The 26,243-nt window shown below is 62.5% G+C and carries 21 protein-coding genes; 12 read left to right on the forward strand and 9 right to left on the reverse strand.

Annotated elements, in window-relative coordinates; genetic code table 11:
• Window positions 1–47: 47 nt before the first annotated feature.
• On the forward strand, window positions 48–479 hold the full coding sequence (locus tag RBH20_RS04620) for an SRPBCC family protein (RefSeq protein ID WP_306706005.1): 432 nt from the start codon (window positions 48–50) through the stop codon (window positions 477–479).
• Window positions 480–499: 20 nt separating this feature from the next.
• On the opposite strand, the gene RBH20_RS04625 is transcribed toward RBH20_RS04620, so the two are convergent.
• From RBH20_RS04625 to sucC, 5 genes are all read right to left on the reverse strand, one after another.
• Entirely contained in the window at window positions 500–1,570 is a 1,071-nt protein-coding gene (locus tag RBH20_RS04625; protein WP_306706007.1) for a HAMP domain-containing sensor histidine kinase, read from the reverse strand.
• A 262-nt stretch (window positions 1,571–1,832) separates the two neighbouring features.
• Window positions 1,833–2,069: a hypothetical protein gene (locus RBH20_RS04630; RefSeq protein WP_004593153.1), complete on the reverse strand. Its 237-nt coding sequence runs from the start codon at window positions 2,067–2,069 to the stop codon at window positions 1,833–1,835.
• Between the two features lie 245 nt (window positions 2,070–2,314).
• Window positions 2,315–3,307: an ATP-binding protein gene (locus RBH20_RS04635; RefSeq protein WP_306706014.1), complete on the reverse strand. Its 993-nt coding sequence runs from the start codon at window positions 3,305–3,307 to the stop codon at window positions 2,315–2,317.
• A gap of 43 nt (window positions 3,308–3,350) precedes the next feature.
• The gene (sucD, locus tag RBH20_RS04640; RefSeq protein ID WP_170097961.1) at window positions 3,351–4,223 is read right to left on the reverse strand and encodes a succinate--CoA ligase subunit alpha; all 873 of its coding nucleotides are present in this window, start codon (window positions 4,221–4,223) and stop codon (window positions 3,351–3,353) included.
• A complete protein-coding gene (gene sucC, locus RBH20_RS04645; RefSeq protein ID WP_306706017.1) occupies window positions 4,220–5,368 on the reverse strand; it encodes an ADP-forming succinate--CoA ligase subunit beta in 1,149 nt (382 codons plus the stop codon). The genes sucD and sucC overlap by 4 nt, the downstream gene beginning before the upstream one ends.
• 222 nt (window positions 5,369–5,590) lie before the next feature.
• On the opposite strand from sucC, the gene RBH20_RS04650 reads away from it, so the two are divergent.
• Window positions 5,591–6,373 (forward strand): NAD-dependent deacylase, encoded by a 783-nt coding sequence (locus RBH20_RS04650; protein ID WP_306706019.1) that lies wholly within the window; start codon window positions 5,591–5,593, stop codon window positions 6,371–6,373.
• 15 nt (window positions 6,374–6,388) lie between these two features.
• Here RBH20_RS04650 and RBH20_RS04655 read toward each other — a convergent pair whose 3' ends face one another.
• Window positions 6,389–6,814, reverse strand: a complete 426-nt coding sequence (locus tag RBH20_RS04655; protein ID WP_306706021.1) for a DUF5793 family protein — start codon at window positions 6,812–6,814, stop codon at window positions 6,389–6,391.
• A gap of 102 nt (window positions 6,815–6,916) precedes the next feature.
• Between RBH20_RS04655 and RBH20_RS04660 the strand changes: the two genes are divergently transcribed.
• From RBH20_RS04660 to RBH20_RS04690, 7 genes are all read left to right on the forward strand, one after another.
• On the forward strand, window positions 6,917–7,417 hold the full coding sequence (locus tag RBH20_RS04660; RefSeq protein ID WP_306706023.1) for a TIGR04206 family protein: 501 nt from the start codon (window positions 6,917–6,919) through the stop codon (window positions 7,415–7,417).
• A gap of 133 nt (window positions 7,418–7,550) precedes the next feature.
• Window positions 7,551–9,173, forward strand: a complete 1,623-nt coding sequence (locus RBH20_RS04665) for a type II/IV secretion system ATPase subunit (protein ID WP_306707474.1) — start codon at window positions 7,551–7,553, stop codon at window positions 9,171–9,173.
• A 1-nt stretch (window position 9,174) separates the two neighbouring features.
• Window positions 9,175–11,622 (forward strand): type II secretion system F family protein, encoded by a 2,448-nt coding sequence (locus RBH20_RS04670; RefSeq protein WP_306706025.1) that lies wholly within the window; start codon window positions 9,175–9,177, stop codon window positions 11,620–11,622.
• 38 nt (window positions 11,623–11,660) lie between these two features.
• Entirely contained in the window at window positions 11,661–13,325 is a 1,665-nt protein-coding gene (ligA, locus tag RBH20_RS04675; RefSeq protein WP_306706028.1) for an ATP-dependent DNA ligase LigA, read from the forward strand.
• A 64-nt stretch (window positions 13,326–13,389) separates the two neighbouring features.
• Complete coding sequence (locus RBH20_RS04680) at window positions 13,390–14,136, forward strand: MBL fold metallo-hydrolase (RefSeq protein ID WP_306706030.1); 747 nt, start codon at window positions 13,390–13,392, stop codon at window positions 14,134–14,136.
• A 98-nt stretch (window positions 14,137–14,234) separates the two neighbouring features.
• Window positions 14,235–14,714: a hypothetical protein gene (locus RBH20_RS04685; protein WP_306706032.1), complete on the forward strand. Its 480-nt coding sequence runs from the start codon at window positions 14,235–14,237 to the stop codon at window positions 14,712–14,714.
• 135 nt (window positions 14,715–14,849) lie between these two features.
• On the forward strand, window positions 14,850–16,133 hold the full coding sequence (locus RBH20_RS04690; RefSeq protein ID WP_306706034.1) for a PQQ-like beta-propeller repeat protein: 1,284 nt from the start codon (window positions 14,850–14,852) through the stop codon (window positions 16,131–16,133).
• Between the two features lie 27 nt (window positions 16,134–16,160).
• Here the strand turns inward: RBH20_RS04690 and RBH20_RS04695 are convergent, their stop codons facing one another.
• Both RBH20_RS04695 and RBH20_RS04700 read right to left on the reverse strand, forming a co-directional pair.
• Window positions 16,161–17,267, reverse strand: a complete 1,107-nt coding sequence (locus tag RBH20_RS04695) for a DNA topoisomerase IV subunit A (protein WP_306706036.1) — start codon at window positions 17,265–17,267, stop codon at window positions 16,161–16,163.
• A 1-nt stretch (window position 17,268) separates the two neighbouring features.
• Entirely contained in the window at window positions 17,269–19,659 is a 2,391-nt protein-coding gene (locus tag RBH20_RS04700; protein ID WP_306706038.1) for a DNA topoisomerase VI subunit B, read from the reverse strand.
• 138 nt (window positions 19,660–19,797) lie between these two features.
• Here RBH20_RS04700 and gyrB point away from each other — a divergent pair, with 138 nt between their 5' ends.
• From gyrB to RBH20_RS04715, 3 genes are all read left to right on the forward strand, one after another.
• Window positions 19,798–21,726: a DNA topoisomerase (ATP-hydrolyzing) subunit B gene (gene gyrB / locus RBH20_RS04705; protein WP_306706040.1), complete on the forward strand. Its 1,929-nt coding sequence runs from the start codon at window positions 19,798–19,800 to the stop codon at window positions 21,724–21,726.
• Window positions 21,723–24,173 carry a DNA gyrase subunit A gene (gyrA, locus tag RBH20_RS04710; RefSeq protein ID WP_306706042.1) on the forward strand — a complete coding sequence of 817 codons (2,451 nt, stop codon included), beginning with the start codon at window positions 21,723–21,725 and terminating at the stop codon, window positions 24,171–24,173. Before gyrB ends, gyrA begins: the two co-directional genes overlap by 4 nt.
• A gap of 74 nt (window positions 24,174–24,247) precedes the next feature.
• Entirely contained in the window at window positions 24,248–25,294 is a 1,047-nt protein-coding gene (locus RBH20_RS04715) for an FAD-binding oxidoreductase (protein WP_306706044.1), read from the forward strand.
• Here the strand turns inward: RBH20_RS04715 and rocF are convergent, their stop codons facing one another.
• On the reverse strand, window positions 25,295–26,209 hold the full coding sequence (gene rocF / locus RBH20_RS04720; RefSeq protein WP_306706046.1) for an arginase: 915 nt from the start codon (window positions 26,207–26,209) through the stop codon (window positions 25,295–25,297).
• Window positions 26,210–26,243 lie beyond the last annotated feature (34 nt).

Here is a 26,243-nt window from a genome sequence, read left to right on the forward strand (position 1 = left end):
ATGAGTGAACTAACCTATACCTTGGCTCCGGCCTATTGCTTCTGATAATGGCACTCGAACTGGGAACGAGCAGCGTTTCGTTTGAGAAAACACCGGACGGACGACGCCTTCTCGTCCGGCACGACGTCGACGCGTCGGTCGACATTGTGTGGGACGTCCTGACCGACACCGACTGCTGGGCAGACTGGGGGCCATCTGTCACAGCCGTCGAAACAGTGACCCGGTATATCGACGACGGGACGACCGGCCGCGTTCGCGTTGCTGGTGCGGTGTGGCTCCCGTTTGAAGTGACAGCGTGTACGCCGTACCGCTGGACGTGGAACGTTGCACGGCTCCCAGCGACTGGTCACTTCGCTGAGGAACGGGCTGGCGGCTCCGTCGTCGGATTCGAAATTCCCCCGCTGGCGACTGGCTACGCCCCGGTGTGTGCCCGAGCGTGCCAGCGGATCGCCGCTCTGGCACAGCAACGCGAGGCATAGGCAGCGACCGCGCTGACTCATCAGGGCTGTATCGGTGTCTTCGAGCGCGTGTAGGCCTCTCCGTTGAATCCATCCGTCTCCGTGACGTTCGTAATCTCGAAGCGTGTCCCGCCCCCGTCGCTTTCAGTCACGTCGATCTCCCAGCCGTGGGCTTCAACGATGCGCTGGACGATTGCCAGCCCCAGCCCACCTTCGCCGTCGGTGGTAGTGTAGCCGTCGTCGAGTATCGCATCACGCTTTTCCGACGGGATTCCGGAGCCGTTATCGGCAACGTAAAATCCCTCAGGCATCTCGCCGACACGAATCGTCAGGTCAGCACTGCCACGGTCGAGGGTGTCCGCTGACGGTGACTGCCCGCCTGTGGACCCGTACTCGACACTGTCATCGGACCCCGTTTGACTGCCTGTAGAACCATGCTCCACAGCGTTCCGAAACAGGTTCTCGAACAGGTGGCGGAGCCGATCCGGGTCGGCGTCGATGACGGCTGTCACCTCGTTTTCTAGCGTCGCGCCCATCGTCGGCACGGCCTCCCAGCAGCTGTCGACCAGTTCCCCGAGAGCAACGGTCTCCGTCTCGCTGATGACGTGCCCGCTCCGGGCCAGCGTTAGGGTCCGGTCGATGAGTGTCTCCATTCGGTCCATCGCTGTTGCAGCCGCCTTCAGGTGCTTCGAGTCGCGGTCCATTCGCTCGAGTTCGACCTGCCCGGACGCGACGTTGAGCGGGTTCCGGAGGTCGTGTGCCACAACGGCGGCGAACTCGTCGAGCCGTTCGTTGCGCTGCTCGATGGCCTCCCGGTGGAGTCGATGTCGCTCGGCCTCGACAGCCCGGGATATCGCTCGCGCCTCGAAGATACCCATCATGAGGCCACCAGCGCCGCCGACGTCAGCCGCGAACAGTGCCCAGCCGATGTCTTCACCCAGCGACCCTGTCGGCCAGGTGAAAATCATCACCACATTCAACAGTAGAAAAGAGACGAGTCCGCCAGCGAACCAGACCCCGATACGTCGATACCGATCCGGACCGATCTTCGAGTTGCCGAGCCAGAACCCGCCGACGATGATCGCCGCTGCAAACGGCACGATTACCAGCATACTGACCACAAAATCTGCAGTAAAAAGGACTGGCAGTCCAGCGTCAGAGAAATAAAAATAGGTACCCACGCCTCCGAGCAGGAGGAACCACCCAACTCCCTGAATAAGGGCTGGCAGGCGATCTGAGCGGCGATCTGGGTCTGTCACTTCCGCATTGGTTTGTTAGGCGTGCATTTACCGCTGCTGGCCAACTGAACGGGCGTTCGACATCTGCTCCGGCGTTGTCGTCCGACAGTTGCCGTCCCGGCCTGTTCTTTGCCAGCTACTGCTTGGTCACGCGTGCGTCCGATACTTTATGAATGTCGTCGTCGATGCCGGTGCCGTCACAGTCGTCATTCGGACATCGATAGTGCCAGCCATCTTCCGTGGCCGCTCGTTCGGTGAATCGGTCGCCACATTCGTCACAGTAGAGCTGTCCGTCCGAACATGTGTCGCGGTGGAGTTCGAGTTCGAGTTCTGTGCCGAAGGTCCGCTTACAGTTCCGACAAATATGAGGCATATTCGGAAATACTGATTCATCCCTTATAGCGATACCGGAACGTTCACGGCCGCTTCTTTCCGTTGACGGAAGGTTCGGGTCGGCCGCCGTCCGTCGGTTTTCGGCATCACATACATCTCACATCTTGGACAGTAATGGTTGACAGAACTGACTAGCGATGTACACATCTCGGCAACAGCCAGTTCGGTGTCAGACACCGTAGCCACTGTCTCCAAGAGGTCCACATGTCTTTGATGCCTCGACGGCTAGGCTGTCGTCACGTCGATCCGCGTGCCACCAGATTTGCTCTCGCCGACCGACACGGTCCACCCGTGGGCTCTCGCCGCCGTGTCGACGAGGAACAGTCCGTATCCCTCTCCTTCCCGCGTTGTCCCGAAACCTTGGTCGAACACTTCACTGCGGTCCGATTCGGGAATCCCCGGGCCGTCATCGGCCACGTAGAACCCAGCCTCGGTGGCACCGATGGTGACGGTTACGGGTTCCTTGCTGTGTGTGACCGCGTTGTCGAACAGCTCGCGAAGGAGTAACTGTAGTCGGTCGTTTTCGGCGTCGACAGACACGTCAGTCACCACTTCCAGCGTCGCATTCTCGTAGCTCTCTGCGGCCCAGACTTCAGTGGCTACGTCAGCCAGTGCAAGCGAATCGGTTTCTAAGACGGGACACGCGACGCTTCCGATGCGAGAGAGATCGGTCAGCAGCGACTCGACTCGGTCGACGGACCGAAGCAATGCGTCTTCATGGGGCTCACCAATGTCCAGTAGCTCTAACCGGCCCATGACAACGTTCAGTGGGTTCTTCGCGTCGTGGGAGATGCCGCTCGAAATCTCGTCCCACTGTCCGGCACCGACCCGCCAGTCCGTCGGCCACCGGGTTGCGTACGCTTCAAGTTTCGCGGCTAGCAGGGATGCCGGCGCTTCTGCGGTCACATAATCAGTGACGCCGGCCCGGAGCGCTTCGGTGACCCGGTCCGGCTCGGGGTCGGTCCCGACAAGCACAATCGGAATCTCGGCCCCGCCTGCCCGCAGTTCCTCGAATACCGCAACCCCGTCGTACTCACCGTCGTCACCGAGAACGACACCTCTGACGTCCCCGTCGTTCAGCCGGTCCTGTACAGTGCTCGTGTCTCGGGCGGCCTCGGCTGTTGTCCTGTCCGTGGTCAGTGCTTCGGAGAGTGTCTTAGCCAGATCAGTCGCTTCGGTACCGGCCACGAGATAGACGGTGCCACGAGCAGGCGTCATTTGGTAACACTACGAAAACAGGCGATAAGAAACCGACGGTGCCCTACAGCAGGTCTTCGACGTGGTCGGCGACTTCCTCAGGCGTGTCACCGACTGGAACACCGTTGTCCTCTAGCGCGGTGATCTTCGACTGTGCGGTCCCGGTACCGGAGCCGGAGACAATAGCGCCAGCGTGACCCATGCGCTTTCCGGGTGGCGCGGTACGGCCGGCGATGAAGCCGGCGACCGGCGTGTCCATGTGCTCGCCGATGAAGCGCGCGGCCTCCTCTTCGTCTTCGCCGCCGATTTCGCCGCACATCACGACGGCGTGGGTATCGGGGTCGGCCTCGAACTGTTCGAGCGCGCCGATGAAGTCCGTCCCGATGATGGGGTCGCCGCCGATACCGATGGCCGTCGACTGGCCGATACCGCGGTTGGTGAGGTTGTCGACGACCTGGTAGGTCAGCGTCCCCGAACGGGAGACGAGACCGACGTTCCCCTCGGAGAAGATGTTCCCCGGGAGGATACCGAGCTTGGCGACACCGGGCGTGATGACGCCGGGGCAGTTCGGACCGACGAGATGCGTGTCGGTCTCCTGCAGTTTGCGGTAGACCCGGGCCATATCCTGCGTCGGGATGCCCTCAGTGATGGCGACCACGAGGTCGATACCCTTCGCATCGAGCGCCTCGAAGCAGGCGTCGCCGGCGAAGGCCGGCGGGACGAACACGACGGCGGCGTTCGCGTCGGCCTCGCGAGCTGCGCCCTGCACGGTGTCGAACACCGGCACACCGGCGACTTCCTGCCCACCGCGGCCGGGCACTGCGCCGGCGACGACGTTCGTGCCGTACTCCAGCATCTGTTCGGTGTGGAACTTCCCTTCACCGCCGGTGATTCCCTGTACAACGACGCGCGTGTCTTCGTCGACTAGAACACTCATGCTTCCACCTCCTTTGCGTACTCAACCGCACGCTGGACGGCGTCTTCCAGCGTATGCTCAACTGTCACCAGATCCTCGTTCAGGATCTCCATTCCCTCCTCTGCGTTGGTCCCCGCGAGTCGGACGGTGACTGGCTTCGGAATCTCGTCGAACTGCTCCAGCGCCTGATTGATGCCGTTGGCGACCTCGTCGCCACGGGTGATACCGCCGAAGATGTTGAACACGACGGAATCGACGTTCTCATCGGAGAACACCATATCGAGCGCGTTGGCGATGCGGTCGGCTTTCGCGCCGCCACCAACGTCGAGGAAGTTGGCGGGCTCGCCGTCGTAGTAATCGACGAGGTCCAGCGTCGTCATCACGAGGCCCGCACCGTTGCCGATGATACCGACGTTGCCGTCGAGTCGGACGTAGTCGAAGCCGTACTCGTCGGCCTTCTGTTCGAGTTCGTCGCCTTCTGCTGCTTCCTCGCCCATCTCCGCGATTTCGGGCTGGCGGAACAGGGCGTCACCGTCGACGTTCATGACGGCGTCGGCCGCGATGACCTCGTTGTCGCTGGTAATCATCAGCGGGTTGATTTCCGTGTCGGCGCCGTCGCGGTCGTCCCAGAGCTGGTACAGCGTCGTGAGGACGCTCGCAACGTCGTTTGCGACCTCGCGGTCGACGCCAGCCTCGTAGACGACTTTCCGGGCCTGGAACGGGTGCATTCCGAACGCGGGGTCGATGTGCTCGCGGGCGATGGCGTCGGGGTCCTCCTCGGCGACCTCCTCGATGTTGACGCCACCTTTCGTCGAGACCATTGCGACCGGGCGGCCCTCGCCGCGGTCCATCGTCACGCCGACGTACAGCTCGTTAACGAAGTCGACGGCTTCCTCGACGAGCACCGTCGAGACGTGGTAGCCCTTGAGGTCCATCCCGATGATGTCCTCGGCGGCCTCGCGAGCCTCTTCCTTTGACTCGACGAGCTTGATGCCGCCGGCCTTACCGCGGCCGCCCACGTGGACCTGTGCCTTGATGGCGACCGGATATCCGATTTCCTCGGCCGCGTCGACGGCCTCATCTACTGTCTTGGCCAGCTGCGAGGCGGGCGTCGGGATGCCCGCGTCAGCGAAGACTTGCTTCGCCTGGTATTCGTGCAAGCGCATGTCATGCAGAAAGGCGAGCGGTGGCGATTTAAATCCGTCCGTTTCTCTTCCTGCGACCAAGCGGGGCTAGTCCCAGTTTACTGTGGGTGGCGAGAGCGAGCTGTGCGTACGCAGTGCCATGGATGCAGTACGGAGACTCAGAACACGAGGGCGCGTCCGCGGGTGTCCTCGCTGTCGGGTTCAATCCGATAGACCCACAGCCTCAGACTCCAAAGCGAGCACATGGCCGACGACAGGCACGGAATCGACGATATTGATGGCGATACGCTTGATGCTGTGGCTAATGCGCTTCGCACCGCCGAAACTGCTGTCGCGCTCACCGGTGCAGGCGTCTCGACAGCGTCGGGCATCCCCTCCTTTCGAGGTGACGACGGTATCTGGGAACGCCACGATCCGGCGGATTTCCACCGCCGTCGGCTCGATGCCGACCCAGCGGGCTTCTGGGCGGACCGGCTCTCGCTTCGGGAGGCTATCTACGGCGACATAGATCCCGAACCTAACGCCGCCCACGAGGCACTGGCGACACTCGAATCTGCGGGGCACCTCGACGCCGTGCTCACGCAGAACATCGACGGGCTGCACGACGCCGCCGGGACGAACCGGGTCGTCGAACTGCACGGAACCCATCGGCGCGTGGTCTGTGACGACTGTGGCCACCGACGGGACGCGGAAGCGGTATTCGAACAGGCCGCCGAAAGCAGCGACTTGCCGCCGCGCTGTGACTGTGGCGGCGTCTACCGGCCCGATGTGGTGCTGTTCGGCGAACCAATGCCCGACGTGGCGATGAACGAAGCCCAGCGCCTCGCCCGGGACAGCGACGTGTTTCTGGCTGTGGGGTCGTCCCTGTCGGTCCAGCCGGCGTCGCTCCTGCCGAAAATCGCGGCAGAAGCGGGCAGCACGCTGGTCGTAATAAACTACGAGGAGACGCCGCGTGACACGAATGCGGCGCACGTGCTTCGTGCGGATGTCACGCAGGTTCTTCCGGCGATTGGTAAGCGGGTCTAGCAGCGCGGAGACGGCTTACAGCTCAACGCTGCCGGGTATCAGGCTCTGCCCGCGCAGGAGGCTCCCATCGTGGTCGTAGACGAGCAGCGTCCGTAGCTCGTAGGTCCGCGACTCGCCCTCGCCGTCGGTGAGGCGGACTGTAAACTGTGGGTCTTCTTGGGCGTCCGCAGCGGAAACAAGTGCGTCGATGTCCGCCGTCGGTGCTGTCGCCTCGAAGACGTACTCGCCGGTGAGTCGGTTCGTCAGCGAGAGCACGCCGTCGCTCTCTGGCTGGCGGCGGAAGGTCACGTCGATCTCCTCGCCATCGAGTGTGCCGCCGTCTACTTTGCTGAGGCGTTCACGGAGCTCTCCTGTCGGCCCATCGTATACAATCGCGATCGTGGGGTCGTCGTTGTCGGTGGCCGAAGCTTGGATGTCGACGGTGAAGTAATCACGCCTCATTCCGGTGTTTACAGGTACGTGGCCCGGCCAAATGAACGTAACGGCGCACCGACTGTTGGTATCGGTAGCTTTTACCGGACCGGCCTACCCTCTGACAGTAGTATGGCCTGGGTGAAATCAGAGTACGCGGGCGAGTTCGCGGTGCTTGCGACGTGGCTCGTGGGACTGGCTCCGTGGTCGGTGTCGCTGTTCGAGATCGAGGGGGTCACTGTCGTCGGGCTTCGCTTTCTCCCGTTCCGGTTCCAGTTCATCTTCGGAGCGACCCTCCCCGGAGAGCGGCCATTTCTCTGGGCGTGGCAGGTCGCCGCGTTCCAGGAGTCGGACCCGCTCACGCTCGCCGGAACACTCGGGGTCGCAGCCCTGTTCGTTTTCCTGTTCCCGCTCGGTCTCAGCCTCTACTACTACGCCGCTGAGGACCGCGTTGAGGCCGCCCTTCCTGTGGACCCGGTACGAGTGTTCGGCGGGCTACTCGGGCTTGTTGGCGTCCTCACGCTCGCTGCCAGCGGGCTGTTCATCACGTCGTTTCCCGGCATCACCGTCCCCATCGGGGCGCTTGTCGCGCTCGTGTTCGCCTATCTGCTGCTGACCGTCGACCGCGCGTGACAGCCAGTCCGGTCCCGTTCGTCCGACCGCTGGCGATTATACTCCTGATAATTTGGCGAGCGAATTTAAGTAGGTGGATACGATAGCAGAGGTATATTCCGCGGAGCACCGTGTGCTCCCCACTGACCCACCGATGTCGAACCCAGAATCTCCCGAACCCGGTGACTTCGTTTCGGACCCGCTCGGCCACATCCAGTCGTGGCTCTCGCGGACCGCGACGGTGCTGAGCGGGTCAGCAGTTCCGACGGCGAACTACGACCCCAGTCGCCACGGGACACTGGTCGAGTTCGACGGGCTGGACGGCTACAACGAGGTCGACCGCTACTGGCTGAATGCTCCCTTCGCCTTCGCCTCTATCAACCACGACCCCGACCGCGACGAACACCTGTATCACGTCGTCGAGCCGTCGCTGAGCAACATCGAGCGAGAACTGCTCGACCGCCTGTTCGAGGATATCCGCATCCCGCTCATCTACCGCGACGATGTGGACACCGACCCGGAGCGCGTCCTCGCCGAGGAACTCGAAGCAAGACTGGAGGAGTATGGCGTCGTCATCGAGCCAGAGACGTTCTACCGCCTGTTTTACTACTTGCATCGCTCCTTCCAGGGCTACGGACACATCGACCCTCTGATGCACGATCCGGACATCGAGGACATCTCCTGTGACGGGGCGAACCTTCCCATCTTCGTCTACCACGACGGCTACACGGACATCGAGACGAACATCGTCTACGACGCCGACGAACTGAACGACTTCGTCATCCAGCTGGCCCAGCGCTCGGGGCGACACGTTTCCGTTTCGGACCCCGTCGTCTCGACGACGCTCCCGGACGGCTCCCGTATCGAACTGGCGCTTGGCGAAGAAGTGACCCCGCGCGGCTCCGCGTTCACCATCCGGAAGTACGCCGACGAGCCGTTCACACCTATCGAATTGCTGGAGTACGGCACATTCTCCGTCGAGATGCTGGCGTATCTCTGGCTGGCAATCGAGTCCAACAAGTCGCTCATCTTCGCCGGCGGCACGGCGGCCGGCAAGACCACGTCGATGAACGCGCTGGCAATGTTTCTCCCGCCCCGGTCGAAAGTACTCTCAATCGAGGACACCCGTGAGCTATCCCTGTATCACGATAACTGGCTTTCCTCGGTCACCCGTGAGCGACTGGACGATTCGGACATCACGATGTACGACCTACTACGGTCCGCGCTGCGGCACCGTCCCGAGTACATCATCGTCGGCGAGGTTCGTGGCGAGGAAGCTATCACGCTGTTCCAGGCGATGAACACTGGCCACACGACCTTCTCGACAATGCACGCGGACTCGGTCCAGACGGTCATCAATCGGCTGGAGAACGAGCCGATCAACGTCCCACGACCGATGGTTCAGAGCCTCGATATCCTCTGTGTGCAGGTGCTGGCCCGCTCGGGTGACGAGCGCGTCCGCCGTGCAAAGACGCTCGCCGAAATCGAGGGCATCGACCAGCGGACCGGTGAACTGGACTACTCGACGACGTACAACTGGCGAGCCACCGAGGACCGCTTCTCCGAGAACAACAGCGAGCTACTGGACGAAATCAGGGAGGAGCGCGGCTGGACGCAGTCGGAACTCCTGACCGAACTCCGCAACCGCCAGCGGTTCCTCCGCTATCTCCAGTCCGAAGGCATCACCGACTACCGGAAGTTCACGGCGATGGTCAACAAGTACTACGCGGACAAAGAGCAGGTCATAGCAAACATCGACGACGACGCGATAGCCTGACATGGCGCTGAACCCGCTCGGTCTGGCACCGCTCGCCGTCGTCGTCGGAATTCTTGGGCTGGTCGGCTACAGCACTGTCAACGAGCGCTTCGACCGCAACGTCACGCGGCTGTCCCGACGGCTCTTCGGCCGGTACGTGGGCCAGTCGTCAAAACGCGAACGCCAGCTCGAAGCCGCATACGTCGATGAGACGTACCGCGGCTACGCCGCTAGGACGCTGGTGTACGCCTGTGTCGGAGCCGTTGGGGGCGCTATTACTGGCGCGTACGCTATCGGCGGCTTTCTGCTGATTCTGCCGGCACTGGTGAACCTCGCACAGGGACTCCCCTCGACGATGGTGACTGCCTTCGGCCTGCGCACGTTCGAGCTCGTGTTGACGCCGACACAGACGCTCTACATCCTCATCGGCGGCGGCGTGCTTTCGGGTGCAGCAACGGCCGGACTCACGTACCTCTACCGCTGGGAGCGACTGAAAAATCAGGCGGACGTGCGGAGCCGGAACATCGACGAGGGGATGGCCCGCACCATCGCCTTCATGTACGCGCTCTCCCGCGGTGGAATGTCCTTCCCCGACGTGATGCGTGTGCTGGCCCGAAACCAGGAAATCTACGGCGACACGGCGAAGGAAGTCGGTGTCGCCGTCCGGGAGATGGACCTGTTCGGCCGGGACATGATCACGGCGCTCGAACACGTCTCCCGGCGGACTCCCAGCGAACAGTTCAAGACGTTCACCGAGAACCTCTCCAGCGTCCTCCAGAGCGGCCAGTCGCTGGCCCCGTTCCTCCGCGAGCAGTACGAGCGCCATCAGGAGCAGGCCGCTGAGCGGCAGGAAGACCTACTGGAGCGGCTGGCCACGGTCGCCGAGGCGTACGTCACCGTGTTCGTCGCCGCCGTCCTCTTCCTGATGACGATTCTCCTTGTGTTCGGCCTGACGACGACGGACACGCTCTGGCTGTTGCAGTCGATGGCGTATCTCGTCATCCCGCTGGCTAACGTCGGCTTCATGGTGTATCTCGATAGCAAGCTCCAGTCGCTGGGCATCGGGAACGGAGGGACGACAGATATTCTGGACCGGTACGAAACGGCGACGCTGGGGAAACCCAGTCTGGGGTCTGGCCCTCTCAGCCTGACCGACGGCGGCGTCGTCCCAGCCGACGAGGCGAACTGGCACCGGCTCAGGTTCCATGACCGCGTGAAATCGCTTCGCGAACTGCTCAGCTCTCCGATTCAATCGCTGGTCTGGAACCCGGTGTACGTCCTCTATCTCACCGTGCCCGTCGCAGTAGTGTTGCTGGTCGTCCGCGCCCCGGCGGCGTTTCAGGCGTCGACGGTCAACATCCGTCTCCTCGACGACCTCGTCATCCAGTCAGTCCTCCTTATCCTGGGGCCGTTCGCGCTAGTTCGGTTCATTTACACCCAGCGGCTGTCCCGTATCGAGGACGCGACGCCGGATCTGCTTGAACGGCTGGCGAGCCTGAACGAAGCCGGGATGACCGTCGTGGAGAGCCTCCGCCGTGTTCGTGGCAGTGACCTCGGCGTGCTCACCGAAGAGATGCACCGCATCTGGGCTGACATCAGGATGGGCGCGAACGTCGATGACGCGCTCGTCCGGTTCGGTCGCCGGGTCCAGACGACGGCGATTACGCGCATCGTGACACTGTTGACCCACGCGATGCACGCCTCGGGCCAGCTCGGCCAGGTGTTCCGCATCGCGGCGACCCAGTCGCGGGCCGACCTCCGGCTGAAACGACGGCGACGCCAGCAAATGCTCACCTACCTCGTCGTCATTTACGTCGCCTTCCTGGTGTTTCTGGTCATCATCGTCGCCGTGCAGGAAGTGCTCGTCCCGAGTTTGCCCTCCAGTGTGCCGACGCCGGCCGGAGAATCGAACCGTCTCGGCGTCAGCGTCGACCAGTTCGCTCGCTTCGGCCGCGTCGATAAGGCCGCGTACACGCTTGTTTTCTTCCACACTGCCCTCATTCAGGCAGTCCTGACCGGCTTCATTGGCGGCCAACTCGGTGAGGGCACGCTCAAGGACGGCGCGAAACACGCCGCAATTTTGCTGGGTGTCGCGTACATCGCGTTCATCCTGCTGTCCTCGCCGGTCGCGTCGATGACGGTCACCAGCCCAGCCGTTTCCGGTGACCAGATAACGGTCGAATCAGCGTCTCTTTCGGAGGGCGGATTCATCATCGTTCGGGGGTTCGAGGAGGACGGCAAAGTCTTAGGGACCTCTGAATACCTCCCTTCGGGGTCCCACAGTGACGTACAGATAACGCTTGACAGGCCGCCGTCAACCGGCCAGTCGCTCGTGCTCGTCGCCCATCAGGACACCAACGGGAACCAGCAACTCGACTACCGCTTCGGCGACAGTTCGGGGGCTCCAGACCGGCCATATGCGTCGTCGACGGCTGGCGAGAACGTCACCGTCGAGTACACGGTCGAGTGACGCTGGATTTACAGTGCCCAATCGGGTAGGAGGCGCTGATGGAGTTCGCCGCCTTCGCCGACCGTGCCGAAGCAATAGAAGCCGAGAGCGCCGACACCGCGATAACCGAGGCGGTGACCGACCTGTTCACCGACGCGGGGCCGGACCTCTCGACGCTCGCTCGCTTCGTCCAGGGTCGGGTGTTTCCGGCCTACGAGTCCCGCACGCTCGACATCGGGCCGCGGCTCTGCTACGAGGCGATTGCCCGGGCGGCCGGTCAGAACATCAGCGCTGACGACGTGGAGAAGCGCCTGGCCGACATGGGTGAGATCGGAGCCGTCGCAGCCAGCTACGATCTCGGCGGTCAGCAAGGACTCGCCGCGTTCGGCGCTGGTGGCGGAGGAGACGACGCGCTGACCGTCGCGGAACTCGACGCCGAGCTACGGGAGCTGGCCGCTGTCGACGGCAGCGGAAGCCAAGGGACAAAAGTCGACATTCTCTTTGGCCTGTTCTCGCGGTGCTCGTCGACGGAGGCCGGCTACCTCGCCCGACTCGTCCTCTCGGAGATGCGTATCGGCGTCGGCGAGGGGACGGTTCGGGACGCCGTCGCGGCGGCCTTCGACGTGCCGGTCGAGTCCGTCGAACGAGCCGTACAGGTGTCAAACGACTATGGCATGGTCGCCGAAGTGGCCCGCGACGAGGGCAAGTCCGGACTGGCGACCATCACGCTGGAAATCGGTCGCCCCGTTCAGGCGATGCTGGCACAGGCGGGCACGGTCGCTGGCGCGCTCGAAGACTGGGACCGCGCCGCGGTCGAGTGGAAGTACGACGGCGCTCGCGTGCAGGTCCACTTCGACGGCGAGGACGCGCGGCTGTTCTCTCGGAACATGGAGGAAGTCACAGACCCGCTCCCGGAGGTCGTCGATACCGTCGAGTCGACGCTGGACGCACCGGCAATCCTCGACGGCGAAGTGGTCGCGGTCGACGCCGACGGCGACCCGCTCCCGTTTCAGGAGGTGCTGCGGCGCTTCCGCCGGAAACACGATGTGGCCGCGGCACGCGAAGACGTGGCTGTCCGCCTGCACGCCTTCGACTGTCTGCACGCCGCCGGTGAGGACCTGCTCGACGCCCCACTGGAGACCCGACATGACCGCCTCGAATCGCTGTTCCCGGCTGACAACGATGTCGTTTCCCAGATGTGGCTCTCGGACGACCCCGATGAGATTGAAGACCTGGAAACGGCGGCCCTCGCCGCCGGACGGGAGGGCATCATGCTGAAAGACCCGACCGCAGCCTACTCGCCAGGGAAGCGGGGCAAGCACTGGCGCAAGCGCAAACCCGACGTAGAGACGCTTGACTGCGTCGTCACCGGCGCGGAGTGGGGCGAGGGTCGCCGGGCGAACGTGCTCGGCTCATTCGAGCTTTCTGTCCGAACTGACGACAGCTACGCCACCGTCGGCAACGTCGCGACCGGTATCACCGACGAGGAACTGGACGACCTGACCGAGCGGTTCGAAACCCACATCCGACGCGAGGATGGCCGCGACGTAACTCTCGAACCGGCGGTCGTCTTCGAGGTGGGTTACGAGGAGATACAGGCTTCGCAGTCCTACGCCTCGGGCTACGCGCTTCGGTTCCCGCGGTTCCTCTCGGTCCGCGCGGACAAGACGCCTGACAGCGCCGACTCGCTGGCGCGGGTCGAGCGGCTAGCCGAGTCACAGTAGCGCCACTGGGGCTGTTTCGAGACGGACCGACACGCGTAATGGGCGTCTCCAAGAACAACCGTTCATGACAGTCAGACACGACGGCATCACTGCGGAGTGGCTCGGCTACGCGACCCTGCGGCTGGAAGGCGAGGACACGGTCGTCTACTTCGACCCCGGTCGGTACGGCGTCCTCACCGGAGAGTGGGAGCCAGACACGCCCGGCATCGGCCACCCGCCGACGCAGGACTACGCCCCCGAGGACGGCGACATCGTCTGTGTGACTCACATCCACCACTACGACCCCGATGGCATCCGCCGCGTCGCGAGTGAGGACGCCACTGTCGTCGCGTTCGAGGGTATCAACGTCCACGCCACCGACCGCGACCTCGACCGCCTCGCCGATCTCGACTACGAGGTCCGCAAGGTGTCGATGGAGGCCGACGTGCTGGTCGATGATGTCCCAATCTGGACCATGCCGGCGTACAACCACGAAGACGGCCGGAATGTGAAAGACGACGGCAGCCCCATCCACCCGAGGGGCATCGGCTGTGGCTTCCTCGTCTCGCTGGACGACACCCGCGTGTTCTGGCCCGGCGACACCGACGTACTGGACGGCCACGCCGAACTCGACGTGTCGCTGTTCGTCCCCACTATCGCCAAGAACTACACGATGAACCGCCACGAGGCCGCTGATCTCGCCGAAGAGATGGACCCTGACCTCGTGTTGCCGATGCACTACAACACGTTTGAGTCGCTGGAAGCGGACTCCGGTGCGTTTGCCGAGGACGTCGCCAAACGCGGGGTCCCGGTCGTCTTGGACGAAAGCTAGCTGGTGCAACAGCCAGACCACGTGACCTGAGACGACGGGCACCCAACTTCACCTGTCAGTCAAAACAGTATTAAATCGCTCATAGGAACACGACTGTGATGGAGCGCTCCAGCAAACGAGCAGGAGAGGCACGGTCCTCGACTGATCGAGCGCCCTCATTTGGGCACCTACTGCTAGTCTGGGTCCTCACTGGGTCGTCCCTCTGGTCTCTCGGCGCTACGGTGGCTGATGCGATTCAGGTCGAACTTCCGCTATCGACAATGGGGACAGGCTTGCTGTTCGGAACGGTCGTCGTCGTGCTGTTCTGGATAGCCGGCTTTCAACCCTCACTCGCGGCCAGTTTCGGGTATTTCGTTACTGAACAGGTCATCAACATAGTCCTGCTTTTCGGCACCATCTTTCTCTTCGTTCCGCCCTCTACACCGTGGGCCACGGCTGTGCTCCAGTTCAGTTCGATCTGTCTCGCTGCGACGCTGGTGTTTACGCCCGTCGGGAAGCAGATACGGAACTCTTTCCAGCGATCTGTCCGTTCTTTGCTTAAACTACCGCCCCAGAAGCAGTCGGCCAATCACGATTGATTCGTCGCCACGCAGAATCAGGCCAAACACAATCGGGTTCGCTGCTACTCAGATAGTGGATCGATCATACGCCTCCGACTGCACTGATTTCACTCGACAGAAAGTACTTACCGAGCGACTGGAGTTAGATTGTCAATGCCCTCCTCTCGTCGGCGATACCTTCGTGGCTGTGCCGCGACCCTCGGACTGGCAACCGCTGGCTGCCTCGGTTCGAACGAGTCTAGAGAGACAACACCGACAGAAACCGAGGCAATGACGGAATCAAAGACTGAGACTGCCACCCCCACACAGAGCAAGGAAACGGAATCGTTTGTCGCCTGGCAGCAGTCGCTTGAATCTAAAGTCACGGCCCAACCAGCCAGTACGGACGACAGCGTCTACGTCGGCACAAAGTCGGGAACCGTCAAATCGCTCGCAACTGCAGGCGGGAGCCAGCAGTGGTCGTACGACGCGAGCGATGGCATCCGCTCGCAGCCGATACGCGTCGGGAACAGCGTATTCGTCGTAAGCGGGAAAGAGGGGCTGTACAAGGATCACATCGTCGTCGCACTCGACACCGAAACTGGTTCGAAGCAGTGGACGTTCGCTCCCGGAGAGTGGTGGCTGGAGCTGCTTGGCGCGACCGAGGATATGGTGTACGTCGGGACGAACACCGACGCCCCGTCGAAGCAGGGGCGAACGCTCTACGCGCTCGCTGTTTCTGATGGGTCGGTACAATGGTCCGGCGAAGTCGGTGACCAATACGGGGCAGTTTTGGATAACGGGACGATATACGTGGCCTCGCGCGGCCGATTCTACGCGTACGACACTGAGACCGGTGAGCAACGGTGGGCCACTGACGTTTCGGATTACTACTTCCAGACGATGGTTGCCACCGACGGCACCCTCTGTTACGCCGCTGATGTGGACGAGACCCACGGCACGCTACTCGGTGTGGCCGCCGACACTGGCGAGACGCTCTGGACCCACGGAGAAGGGTCCATCGCATCGACGACGCTCCACGACGGGACGCTCTACGTTGGTGGGACACACGTCGCCGCGCTCGACCCGACGACTGGCGAGCAACGGTGGCGAACGGACCAGTCTGGGTACGTCCAACAGGCCCCGGTTCAGAACGGGACTCTCTATACGGGTGGCGACGTGGTTCGCGGTCACGACAGTAGTACCGGCGAACTGGACTGGACGTGGAGGCCGGAGACGAATGTTAAAGGGGTAGTGCCGGCGGCAGTCGTGTCTGATACACTGTACGTGGACTCATGGGCGTACGGCGATCCACGGAATCGGTTCAAGTTTGCGCTCGATATGAACGCTGAGACGAAACAGTGGGCGTTCGATGTTGAACGCGAGCTGACCGACCTGTCTTTCGGGAAACAATGGGCGTACGTCGCTGCAGAAGACACTGTGTACGCGCTAGAATAGCCGGAAAGCCGTCCGCCGATGCCGCGTCTACAGCACGCCCATCTCGTCCAGCCGTTCGGGCAGGTACGTCTCCGTCACGAAGTCGAGCCCCCGAGACGCGAGCGCCTGCTGCTCGGCCTTCTTGTTGATGTCGAGCTGGAGTTCGATCTGCTCCTCCCAGAAATCGGTCTGGAAGCGCGGGTCCTCCAGTTCGCTCTCTAAAGCGTTGACATCGGAGTCCGCCAGCGGGTCCGTCGGCAGTTCGTACTCGACGATGTCCTCCGGGCGGATGCCGATGAACTGCGCTTCGGGCGTCGCCAGATACTCCGAGAGATGCGCGCTCTTGATAGAGCCATAGGAGACCGACCCGAAGATGCGGTACGACCACGGGTCACCGTCAGTGAACACCGTAACCGGGAGGTCGAGTTCGTCGTGGAGGCGCTTGATGAGCCGTCGGGTCGCCCGCGCTGGCTGACCGCCGAGGTGGACGACCAGCGCGTCGTACTCGTCGTCGAAGCCGTTCTCGACGAGTCGGTCGCGCATGCCACCGGTCTCTACGCAGAGGACGAACTTCGCGTCGTTGTCGAGGAACTCGATGGTGTCGGGGTTGTTCGGGATCTGGTAGCCGCCCTGCCCCACGTCGTCCTGACAGTGGATTTCGCGGTCCCCGCGGTTGGTCTGCTCGCGGAGGAGCAGTGGCCCCATTACCTTCGCTCCGGATTCTTCCGGGCGCATGTGGAAGTCCTCACGCTTGACATCGGAGACGATTTCCAGATCCTCGATGAGGTTGTTCGACTCATCTTGCGTGTTGAACTGGGCCTCGTCGAGGTCCCAGGACTCAGAGAGGTAGTACAGTTCACGCAGGGTCGATGAGCGGTCTTCCTCCAGTTGCTGGGAGAGGAAATCGATGGTGTAGACGGCCTTCAGAATCTTCTCGGCCCCGGATATCGTCTTTGCCGACCGGGTGGAGTTCCGGTCACCGTACACCCAGACCTGCTCGTCCTCGTCGAAGACGATGTTGGACTTGGTCCGGGTCGGGATAGTCATTGTCGGGACCTCGCCGTCGGCGAACTGGTCGTAGAAGTCCGCCGCGAGGTCGATGAGTTGCTCGCGCGCTTCCTCGGTGTCGGGTGTGGTGTCTGAGTCGGTGCTCATATCAGGCGTTCACCGTGAGTTTCTCCTCTTCGATACCGTCGACCGAGACGGTGAACTCGGCCTCGTCGGTCACGCTGTATTCAAGGACAGCGGTCTCGCCGGCTGCCACTGTCGGAGACCACTTGACGAACCACTCGCCGTCCATTTCGACGACCGATGCGCCGTTGGTGACCTGTGGTTCGGCGGTGACGATGTCGGTCAGTTCCACGTCCGCGTTCGTGTCGTCGTTGTTCTCGATGCGGACCCGGACCGTGTCGTCCTCAACCTCGCGCTCGACGAGGACGTTGTTCATGATACGGGCCAGCGAGTCGTCGATGTGCAGCTCGTCGTTGTCGGTGACTTCGGTGAGCTTATCGGCCATCTCCGGCAGGATGGTCGCGAGCTTGTCCTGCTTCTCGCGGCGCTGTTGCATCGAGCGGCGCTTGTTCAAGTAGCTCTTGAGTTCGCGAGCGGCCTCCCGGATGGCGAGTTCGATCTCGTCTTCCATCTCGGGGACGTTGGCGATGGCGTCCTTGGACTCGCTGGTGAAGGGCACGTTTGTCGAGGCGACGTGAACCATGATGACGGCCGGTCCCTTCGGGATGCCGGAGCCGCCGGGCTGGTCAAGATTGTAGTTGCGCCAGCGGATGGACTTCACAACGTCAGTCGTCGCACAGGCCCCGCGCTGGTATACCAGCGGTACGCGGTTGGCGAACCGCATCACGTCGACGGTTCCCTCGCTTTCGAGTTCACCGCCGTAGGCGATACCCGCCTCGACGATGAACGGGTCGCCGCCGTGGACCGACGCATCCCGCGTCGAGGCGGCATAAAAGTCCGCGTCGAACTCCTTCCGAAGTCCTTCCTCGACCAGTTCCGCGCTGATGGGGGAGAGACAGTCCGTCGGCGGTGCGATAATGTCCGTCTCGCGCATCGCCGACAGAAGTTCACTCGCGGTATCGCGGTCGTCGGCGATATCGGAGACCTTTGGCGGCTCCTCCGGGACACCCTCAGCGGCCATCCAGAGCGCTTCGAAGACGTTCTCGCGGGCCGTCTCACCGAAGGTGGCGTCATCTTGCTCCTCGGTCATGTCGGCTGCGCGGTCGATGTAGTCACGGAGTTCGTCGCGGGTTAGCCGGTGGCGGCCGTCGTCGTCGAACTTGTCGGCCAGTCGGCTCGCCAGCCCCTCGATTGCGGCGTCGTCCTTACGTTTCGTTGTCACTTCATCAACGAGGGCGTAGAGGTCGCTCGATAGAGTATCGCTGACGGCATCCCAGGCGGCTTCGACGGCGTTTTTTCGAACTGTCGCACCGAACGTCGTGTCGCCGTCCGCTTCGGCGTCTTCGGCCGCCGAATCGACGATGGATTCGACCTCGTGGTACGCGACCCGGTCGCGGTCGTGGATAGCATCGGAGACGGCGGCGGCGAACGTCGCAGTAGTCTCAGCACCCTTGTTCGCCACGGCATCCTCGACAGCGCTCTCGATGTCGGCGTCCTCGTTGACCTTCGGCGGCTGCCAGGCCATGCCGCGGCCATAGTGGCGGTCGTTGAAGTTCGCGATGACGCTGTCGGCCGTCTTCCCGCCGACGCGGGTGAACTCCTCTTGCATGAAGCCAGACACGGAGTACGAATCGGTGGCTTCGAGCATCTTCAGGAGTGTCCCCAGTTCGACGCCGTGGGGGTGCGGGCGGATCTCTTCTGTCTCGTCCGGGAGTTCCGCGCGCTCGGCCCGCTCGAACTTCAGGGACTCGTCTAGCCCCGGTTCGTCGAACTCAACGCGGGCGTGGGGATTGACAACAGCGGTGTCCTGAATGTAGTCCCGCAGCGTCGACCGGGCCCGCATGTTGGCCTCCATTTCCAGTTCGATTCGCGTCCCGTGGGGGCGCTCCCACGTCGTCGTCTCGTCGACGCTGATTTCGGGTTCATTGGTGTCCGTGTCGACGATGAGTTCGAAGTACTGCGCCTCGTCCTGCCCCTTCGGCCGGGACGTTATCTTTGCGGGCTTGCCCGAAGTCAGCTGAGAGTAGAGTACAGCCGCGGAAATCCCGATCCCCTGCTGTCCGCGGTTCTGCTCTCTGGCGTGGAACCGGGAGCCATACAGGAGCTTCCCGAAGATTTTCGGCGCCTGTTCCTTCGTAATCCCGGGGCCGTTGTCCTCGACGACTAGCTTGTAGTAGTCGCCGGACTCCTGAATCTCGACGTAGATATCGGGGAGAATACCGGCCTCCTCGCAGGCGTCAAGCGCGTTGTCGACGGCCTCCTTGACGGCCGTGACGAGCGCCCGGGCCTCCGAGTCGAAGCCCAGCATGTGCTTGTTCTTCTCGAAGAACTCGGCGATGGAGATGGCCCGCTGGGATTCGGCCAACTCCTCGGCGATCCCTTCGCCCTCGCCGAGTCGCGACTGATACGAGGTCATTGTCGTGCGGTACGTACCCGCGTCGGGCTTAAAAGGTAATCGCCACCAGAGTGAAAGTGAACGCTGCCCCCGAAATCGCACTCCCGCGCGCGTGCGGGAGCTTTATACGTCCCCCTCTATTAGGACGGGTAAGTTCCTATGTCAGGAGAGTCTGATGAGTACGGCGCAAAGTCGATCCAGACCCTCGAAGGGCTGGAAGCCGTCCAGAAGCGACCCGCGATGTATATCGGGTCAACGGACGCTCGTGGCCTCCACCATCTTGTCTATGAGGTGGTCGACAACGCGATCGACGAGGCGCTCGCCGGCTACTGTGACAACATCGACGTAACGATTCACGACGACGGCTCCGTCTCTGTCAGCGACGATGGACGGGGAATCCCCGTCGATACCCACGAAGAGCATGGCCGCCCGGCCGTTGAGGTCGTGATGACGATTCTCCACGCCGGCGGGAAATTCGACAACAAGTCCTACCAGGTTTCTGGCGGACTCCACGGGGTCGGGGTGAGTGTGGTCAACGCGCTCTCGAAGTGGCTCGAAGTCGAAGTCAGGCGCGACGGCGCGCTCTGGAAGCAGCGCTTCGACCACGGCAAGCCGGAGTACGACCTGAAGGAGGTCCGTGACCTCGAACCCGACGAAGAGACGGGCACAACGGTCCGCTTCTGGCCCGATGACGAGATATTCGAAACCGGCGAATTCAAGTTCTCGACACTCTCGTCTCGACTGCGCGAACTCGCCTTCCTCAACTCCGGTGTTGCCATCTCTATCCACGATGAGCGCGACGGCGACACGGAGACGTTCGCCTACGACGGCGGCATCCGTGAGTTCGTCGAATACCTGAACGAAACCAAGGACCCGCTCCACCGGGATATCATCTACTTCGAGGACAAGGAGGAAATCGCGGAGGGGCCAGTTCAAGTCGAAATCGCCATGCAGGGGACCGATGATCTGCAGGGCTCGATCCATGCTTTCGCCAATAACATCAACACACGCGAGGGCGGGACACACCTCACAGGATTCAAGACATCACTTACACGGGTCATCAACGATTATGCGACCGACAATAATCTGCTGAAAGATCTGGACGATACACTCAAAGGCGACGACATCCGCGAAGGGCTGACGGCCGTCATTTCTATCAAACATCCCGACCCGCAGTTCGAGGGTCAGACCAAGACGAAACTCGGTAACAGCGAGGTCCGTGGCATCGTCGAATCGGCGATGCACGACGGGCTGGCGACCTTCTTCGAGGAGAACCCCGATACGGCCGAGGCCATCGTCGGAAAAGCTGTCGAAGCCGCGAAAGCACGGAAGGCTGCACAGAAGGCCGAGGAGCTCACTCGGCGGAAGTCGGCACTCGACTCGACCGCACTGCCCGGAAAGCTGGCTGACTGCCAGACGCGGGACCCCGAGGAAGCCGAACTGTTCATCGCCGAGGGTGACTCCGCGGGCGGCAGCGCCAAACAGGGCCGCAACCCGGATTTCCAGGCGATCCTCCCGATTAAAGGGAAGATTCTGAACGTCGAGAAACATCGGCTGGATCGGATTCTAGAGAACAACGAGATACGGAACCTCATCACTGCACTCGGGACCGGTATCGGTGACGAATTCGACATCGAGGACCTGCGGTACGAGAAGATCATCCTGATGACGGACGCAGACGTCGACGGTGCACACATCCGGACACTCCTGTTGACGCTGTTCTACCGGCACATGAAGCCGCTGCTGGAAGCGGGCTACGTCTACGCCTCCCAGCCGCCGCTGTACCGGATTCGCTACCGTGGAGACACCTACGACGCGATGACGGACGCGGAGCGCGACAAAATCATCGAAGAGAAGTGTAACGGGAACCCCACTCAGGTTCAGCGGTTCAAGGGCCTCGGTGAGATGAACCCCGATCAGCTCTGGGAGACGACAATGAACCCTGACAACCGGATTCTCAAGCAGATTACCATCGAGGACGCCGCGGCCGCGGACAAAATGTTCAACATCCTGATGGGCGACGCTGTCGAACCGCGCAAGGAATTCATCAAGGAACACTCGCCTGAAGCGGAGTGGGTCGACATATGAGTTCCGACATCACAGACGATGCGAACGCCCCGGCAGAGCAGATCAAGCACGTCCGCATCGAGGACGAGATGGAGCAGTCCTACATCGACTATGCGATGTCGGTCATTGCGGGACGGGCGCTCCCAGACGTTCGGGACGGTCTCAAACCTGTTCACCGGCGCATCCTCTATGCGATGCACGAGATGGGCGTCTCCTCGAACACCGCTCATCGGAAGTCCTCCTCGATCGTTGGCGACACGATGGGTGACTACCACCCACACGGCGACTCGGCCATCTACGACACGCTTGTTCGGATGGCACAGGACTTCTCGATGCGGTATCCGCTGATCGACGGGCAGGGGAACTTCGGTTCGATGGATGGCGATCCGGCGGCTGCCATGCGGTACACGGAGGCGCGGATGGCCCCCATCGCCGAGGAACTGCTCGAAGACATCGAGAAGGACACCGTTGATTTCTCCAGCAACTACGACGACCGCCTGCAGGAACCCGACGTGTTGCCGTCGAAGGTCCCGAATCTTCTGTTGAACGGGTCTTCCGGAATTGCTGTCGGCATGTCGACCAACATCCCGCCGCACAACCTCGGCGAACTGGTCGACGCGACGGTCCACCTGCTGGAGAATCCCGAGTGTACCGTCGAGGACCTGATGGAACACGTCAAGGGGCCGGATTTCCCGACCGGCGGCAACATCGTCGGCCGCGACGCCATCTACTCGGCGTATGCGACTGGCCGCGGCCGCTTACGGGTCCGCGCGGAGTACGAGGTCGACCCGGAGGAGGGTCGCATCATCATCAGTGAACTTCCCTACCAAGAGAACAAGGCCCGCGTCGTCGAACGCATTGCTGACGACGTGAACGAGGGGAAAATCGAGGGCATCTCGGACCTCCGCGACGAGTCCGACCGCAACGGCGTCCGTATCGTCATCGAACTCAAGCGCGGGGCGAACGTCGACGTAGTCGAAAATCGGCTGCTCGACCACCACCTCGAATCCACGTTCGGCGTCATCAACCTCGCGCTGGTCGATGGCCAGCCGAAGGTCCTCTCGCTGAAAGAGAGCCTCCAGCACTACATCGATCACCGTCGCGAGGTCGTCCGCCGGCGCTCAGAGTACGACCTCGCCGAGGCCGAGGACCGTGCTCATATCCTCGAAGGCCGGTTGAAGGCACTCGAGAACGTCGAGGACGTGGTCGAACTCATCCGTAACAGCGAGGACCGCGACGCCGCTCGCACTGGGCTGCAGGAGTCCTTCGAGTTCTCGGAGGATCAGGCCGCCCATATCGTCAGGATGCAACTTGGCTCGCTCACCTCGATGGAAGCGGCCGAAATCAAAGACGAGTACGAGGACGTACAGGACACGATTGACTACCTCGAATCCGTCCTCAACAGCCGCAAGAAGCTCGATGGCGTCATCGCCGACGAACTCCAGGAAGTCAAAGACGAGTACGACGACGACCGCCGGACGAGCATCATCGAGGACGAGGGGCAGGTCACTCACGAGGACCTCATCCCCGAAGAAGACTGCGTCGTCGTCATCACCGAGGACGACTACATCAAGCGGATGCCGGTCGAGAACTTTGATCCCCAGAACCGCGGCGGCAAGGGGATAATCGGCGCTGACCCCAAGGAGAACGACCGCGTCTCGAAGGTATTCCGGGCCAACAGCCACGACTACCTGCTCTGTTTCACCAATCAGGGACAGGTCTACCGGCTCAAGACCTACGAGATCCCGGAAATGTCCCGCACCGCACGGGGCAAGTCCGCCATCAACCTCATCGACTTAGACGACGGCGAGGAACTGACCGCCGTCGTCTCGACCGACGAGTTCGGCGACGACGAGTGCATCACGATGGTGACCCGGAACGGCTATGTCAAGCGGACCTGCTGTTCGGAGTTCGAGAACATCCTCTCGACGGGTATTATCGCCGCCAAGCTCGAAGACGGCGACGAACTCATCGACGTGGACGTCACCAACGGCACTGGCGACCTCGTCATCGCCACGGAGGCCGGCATGACCATCCGCTTCAGCGAGAGCGAAGTCAGCGAGATGGGTCGTTCCGCACGCGGCGTCAACGGCATCAAACTGCAGGGCGACGACAAGGTTGCAGGGATGGTTGCCACCGACGACGACGACCCCCGGTCGCTGCTGACCGTCACGGAACACGGCTTCGGGAAGCGGACCAAACTCGACGAGTACCGCACCCAGTCCCGCTACGGCAAGGGACTCATTGACATCAAAACCGACGACCGCAACGGTCGCGTGTCGACGGCCAAGGCGGTCACCGACGAGGACCATCTGGTCATCATGTCCGAACAGGGCCAGATCATGCGCATCCGCGCCGGCGACGTGTCGCAGGTCGGCCGGAACACCAAGGGTGTGACGATTATGGGACTCGAAGACGACGACCGCGTGGCGAGCGTAACGGTCGTCCCGGCAAAGACCGACCAGTAGCCACGAGCGATCTTTTCCATCTGGTTGCCATGTCCGTGGCATAGACATACCCGTATCGACGACGTACCCCGCCCATGGACCTGCCCCGGCATCTCTCACAGCACGACCGGGCGGCACAGTTGCCGCTGGTCACCGAGAACGCACGGGTGACGCTCGTCGAACCGATGGATCGCAACCGTAACAACGAGGTGCTAGCGGCGGTCCGTGACCAGATCGCACCCGTTGGGGACCGGTCGTGGGTGGCGGCCGCCCGGAACGGGTCGACAATTCGGTGGTCGGCGTTGCTTGACCGCGTTCGTGACGCAGGGGCATCGGAACGGCGACTCGCGCAGATCGAGACACTGGCCGAGCGCTTCGACCGTCCCTATCCATCGCTGTTGCGACTGCGTGTCAAACCCGACGTGGACTTGGATTTTGCACCTGGCCAGGATGTCACGCTCAGGCTCCGGAACACGCCACGAGCGTACTCGCTGGCGAATTCCCCCAGTGAGGACGAACTAGAGTTCTGCATCCGACTGGTCCCCGGCGGGAAACTGACCAGCAGGCTGTTTGAACGCGTGGACGTGGGTGAGCCAGTCGTCGTTCGCGGGCCGAACGGCGACATGGTACTGGACCCGCCGTCAAGCCGTGACATGGTCTTCCTGGCGACGGGGACCGGCGTCGCACCGTTCAAGAGCATGATCGATTACACGCTCGAACAGGGGCGGGACGTGGTCGACGGCGAGCCCCGCGACATCTGGCTGTTCCTCGGCTGTGGTTGGGCGGACGACCTGCCTCACCGGGTCCACTTCCGGCGACTCGACGCCAAGTACGACCATTTCCACTTCGTCCCCACGCTTACGCGCGAACCGCTGCTAACCGACTGGGACGGCGCGACCGACTACGTCCAGTCGGTGTTCGTCAGACACGTGGCACGGAACGCGCTGGCCGGCGCGGACCTGCCGGCACGGTTCGACGCCGTCCAGGAACAGCCACCCCAGTCGGGCGTCGACGCCCGCATCGACCCGACGAACGTCGAACTGTACGCGTGCGGCATCAGCGCGATGGTGTCGACGCTGGTCCGGGCCGCCCGGAGCGTCGGGGTCCCCGACTCCGAGATGCAGTACGAAGGGTTCGGATAGCTACAGCACGCGCTTGCCGAAGGCACTGGCGACGAGTTCACAGGCCAGTTCGGCAGTGCGGTTGTGCTCGTCGAGAATCGGGTTCACCTCGACCAGTTCCATCGAGCGCAGTTGGTCGTGATGTTCGGCGACGTACTCCATCGCAATGTGGGCTTCGCGGTAGGAGACGCCGCCCCGGACCGGCGTCCCGACGCCGGGGGCCTCCGTCGGGTCGAGCCAGTCGAGGTCGAGCGAGACGTGTATTCCGTCCGTCCCGTCAGTCGCGATATCAAGCGCCTCGTCGACAACCTCTGGCGCGCTCCGGGCGTCGATATCCGACATCGTGTATGCCGTGATATCGCTGTTTTCGATCAGCCGGCGTTCGCCATCGTCCACGTCTCGAAGACCAACGATGACGACGTTTTCCTCACTCACCGCTGGCGTGTGCGCCCATTCGTGATCCGAGAACACTCCGAGACCGAGGACAGCCGCCAGCGACATCCCGTGGATGTTCCCGCTGGGTGTCGTCTCGGGTGTGTTGAAATCGCCGTGGGCGTCGAACCAGATAACGCCCAGCTCTTCGTCCTCGCGGGCCGCGCCGGCGATGGTCCCGACGCCGATAGAGTGATCGCCGCCCAGAACGAGCGGGAATCGTCCCTCTCGGAGGGTCGCATCGACCGCCGTCGTCACGTCCTCGCAGACTTCTTTCGTCTCCCTGAAGAACTTCGCGCGCCCACTGTCCAGCCCGCCAGCATCGGGGTCGCGCTCCTCCGGTCGTGGCACAGCGATGTCGCCGCCGTCGATGCAGTCGATACCGATATCCGACAACTGGTCGGCGAGGCCGCCGTACCGTATCGCTGATGGTCCCATGTCGACACCGCGCCGGTCGGCACCGAGGTCCATCGGCACGCCGAGCACGCGAACCTGTTGTTCCATACTATCGCCTCCACGGGCGGCGAATAAAGACCCA

Source organism: Haloarcula sp. H-GB4, from assembly GCF_030848575.1.
In the GTDB taxonomy this organism is placed as follows: domain Archaea; phylum Halobacteriota; class Halobacteria; order Halobacteriales; family Haloarculaceae; genus Haloarcula.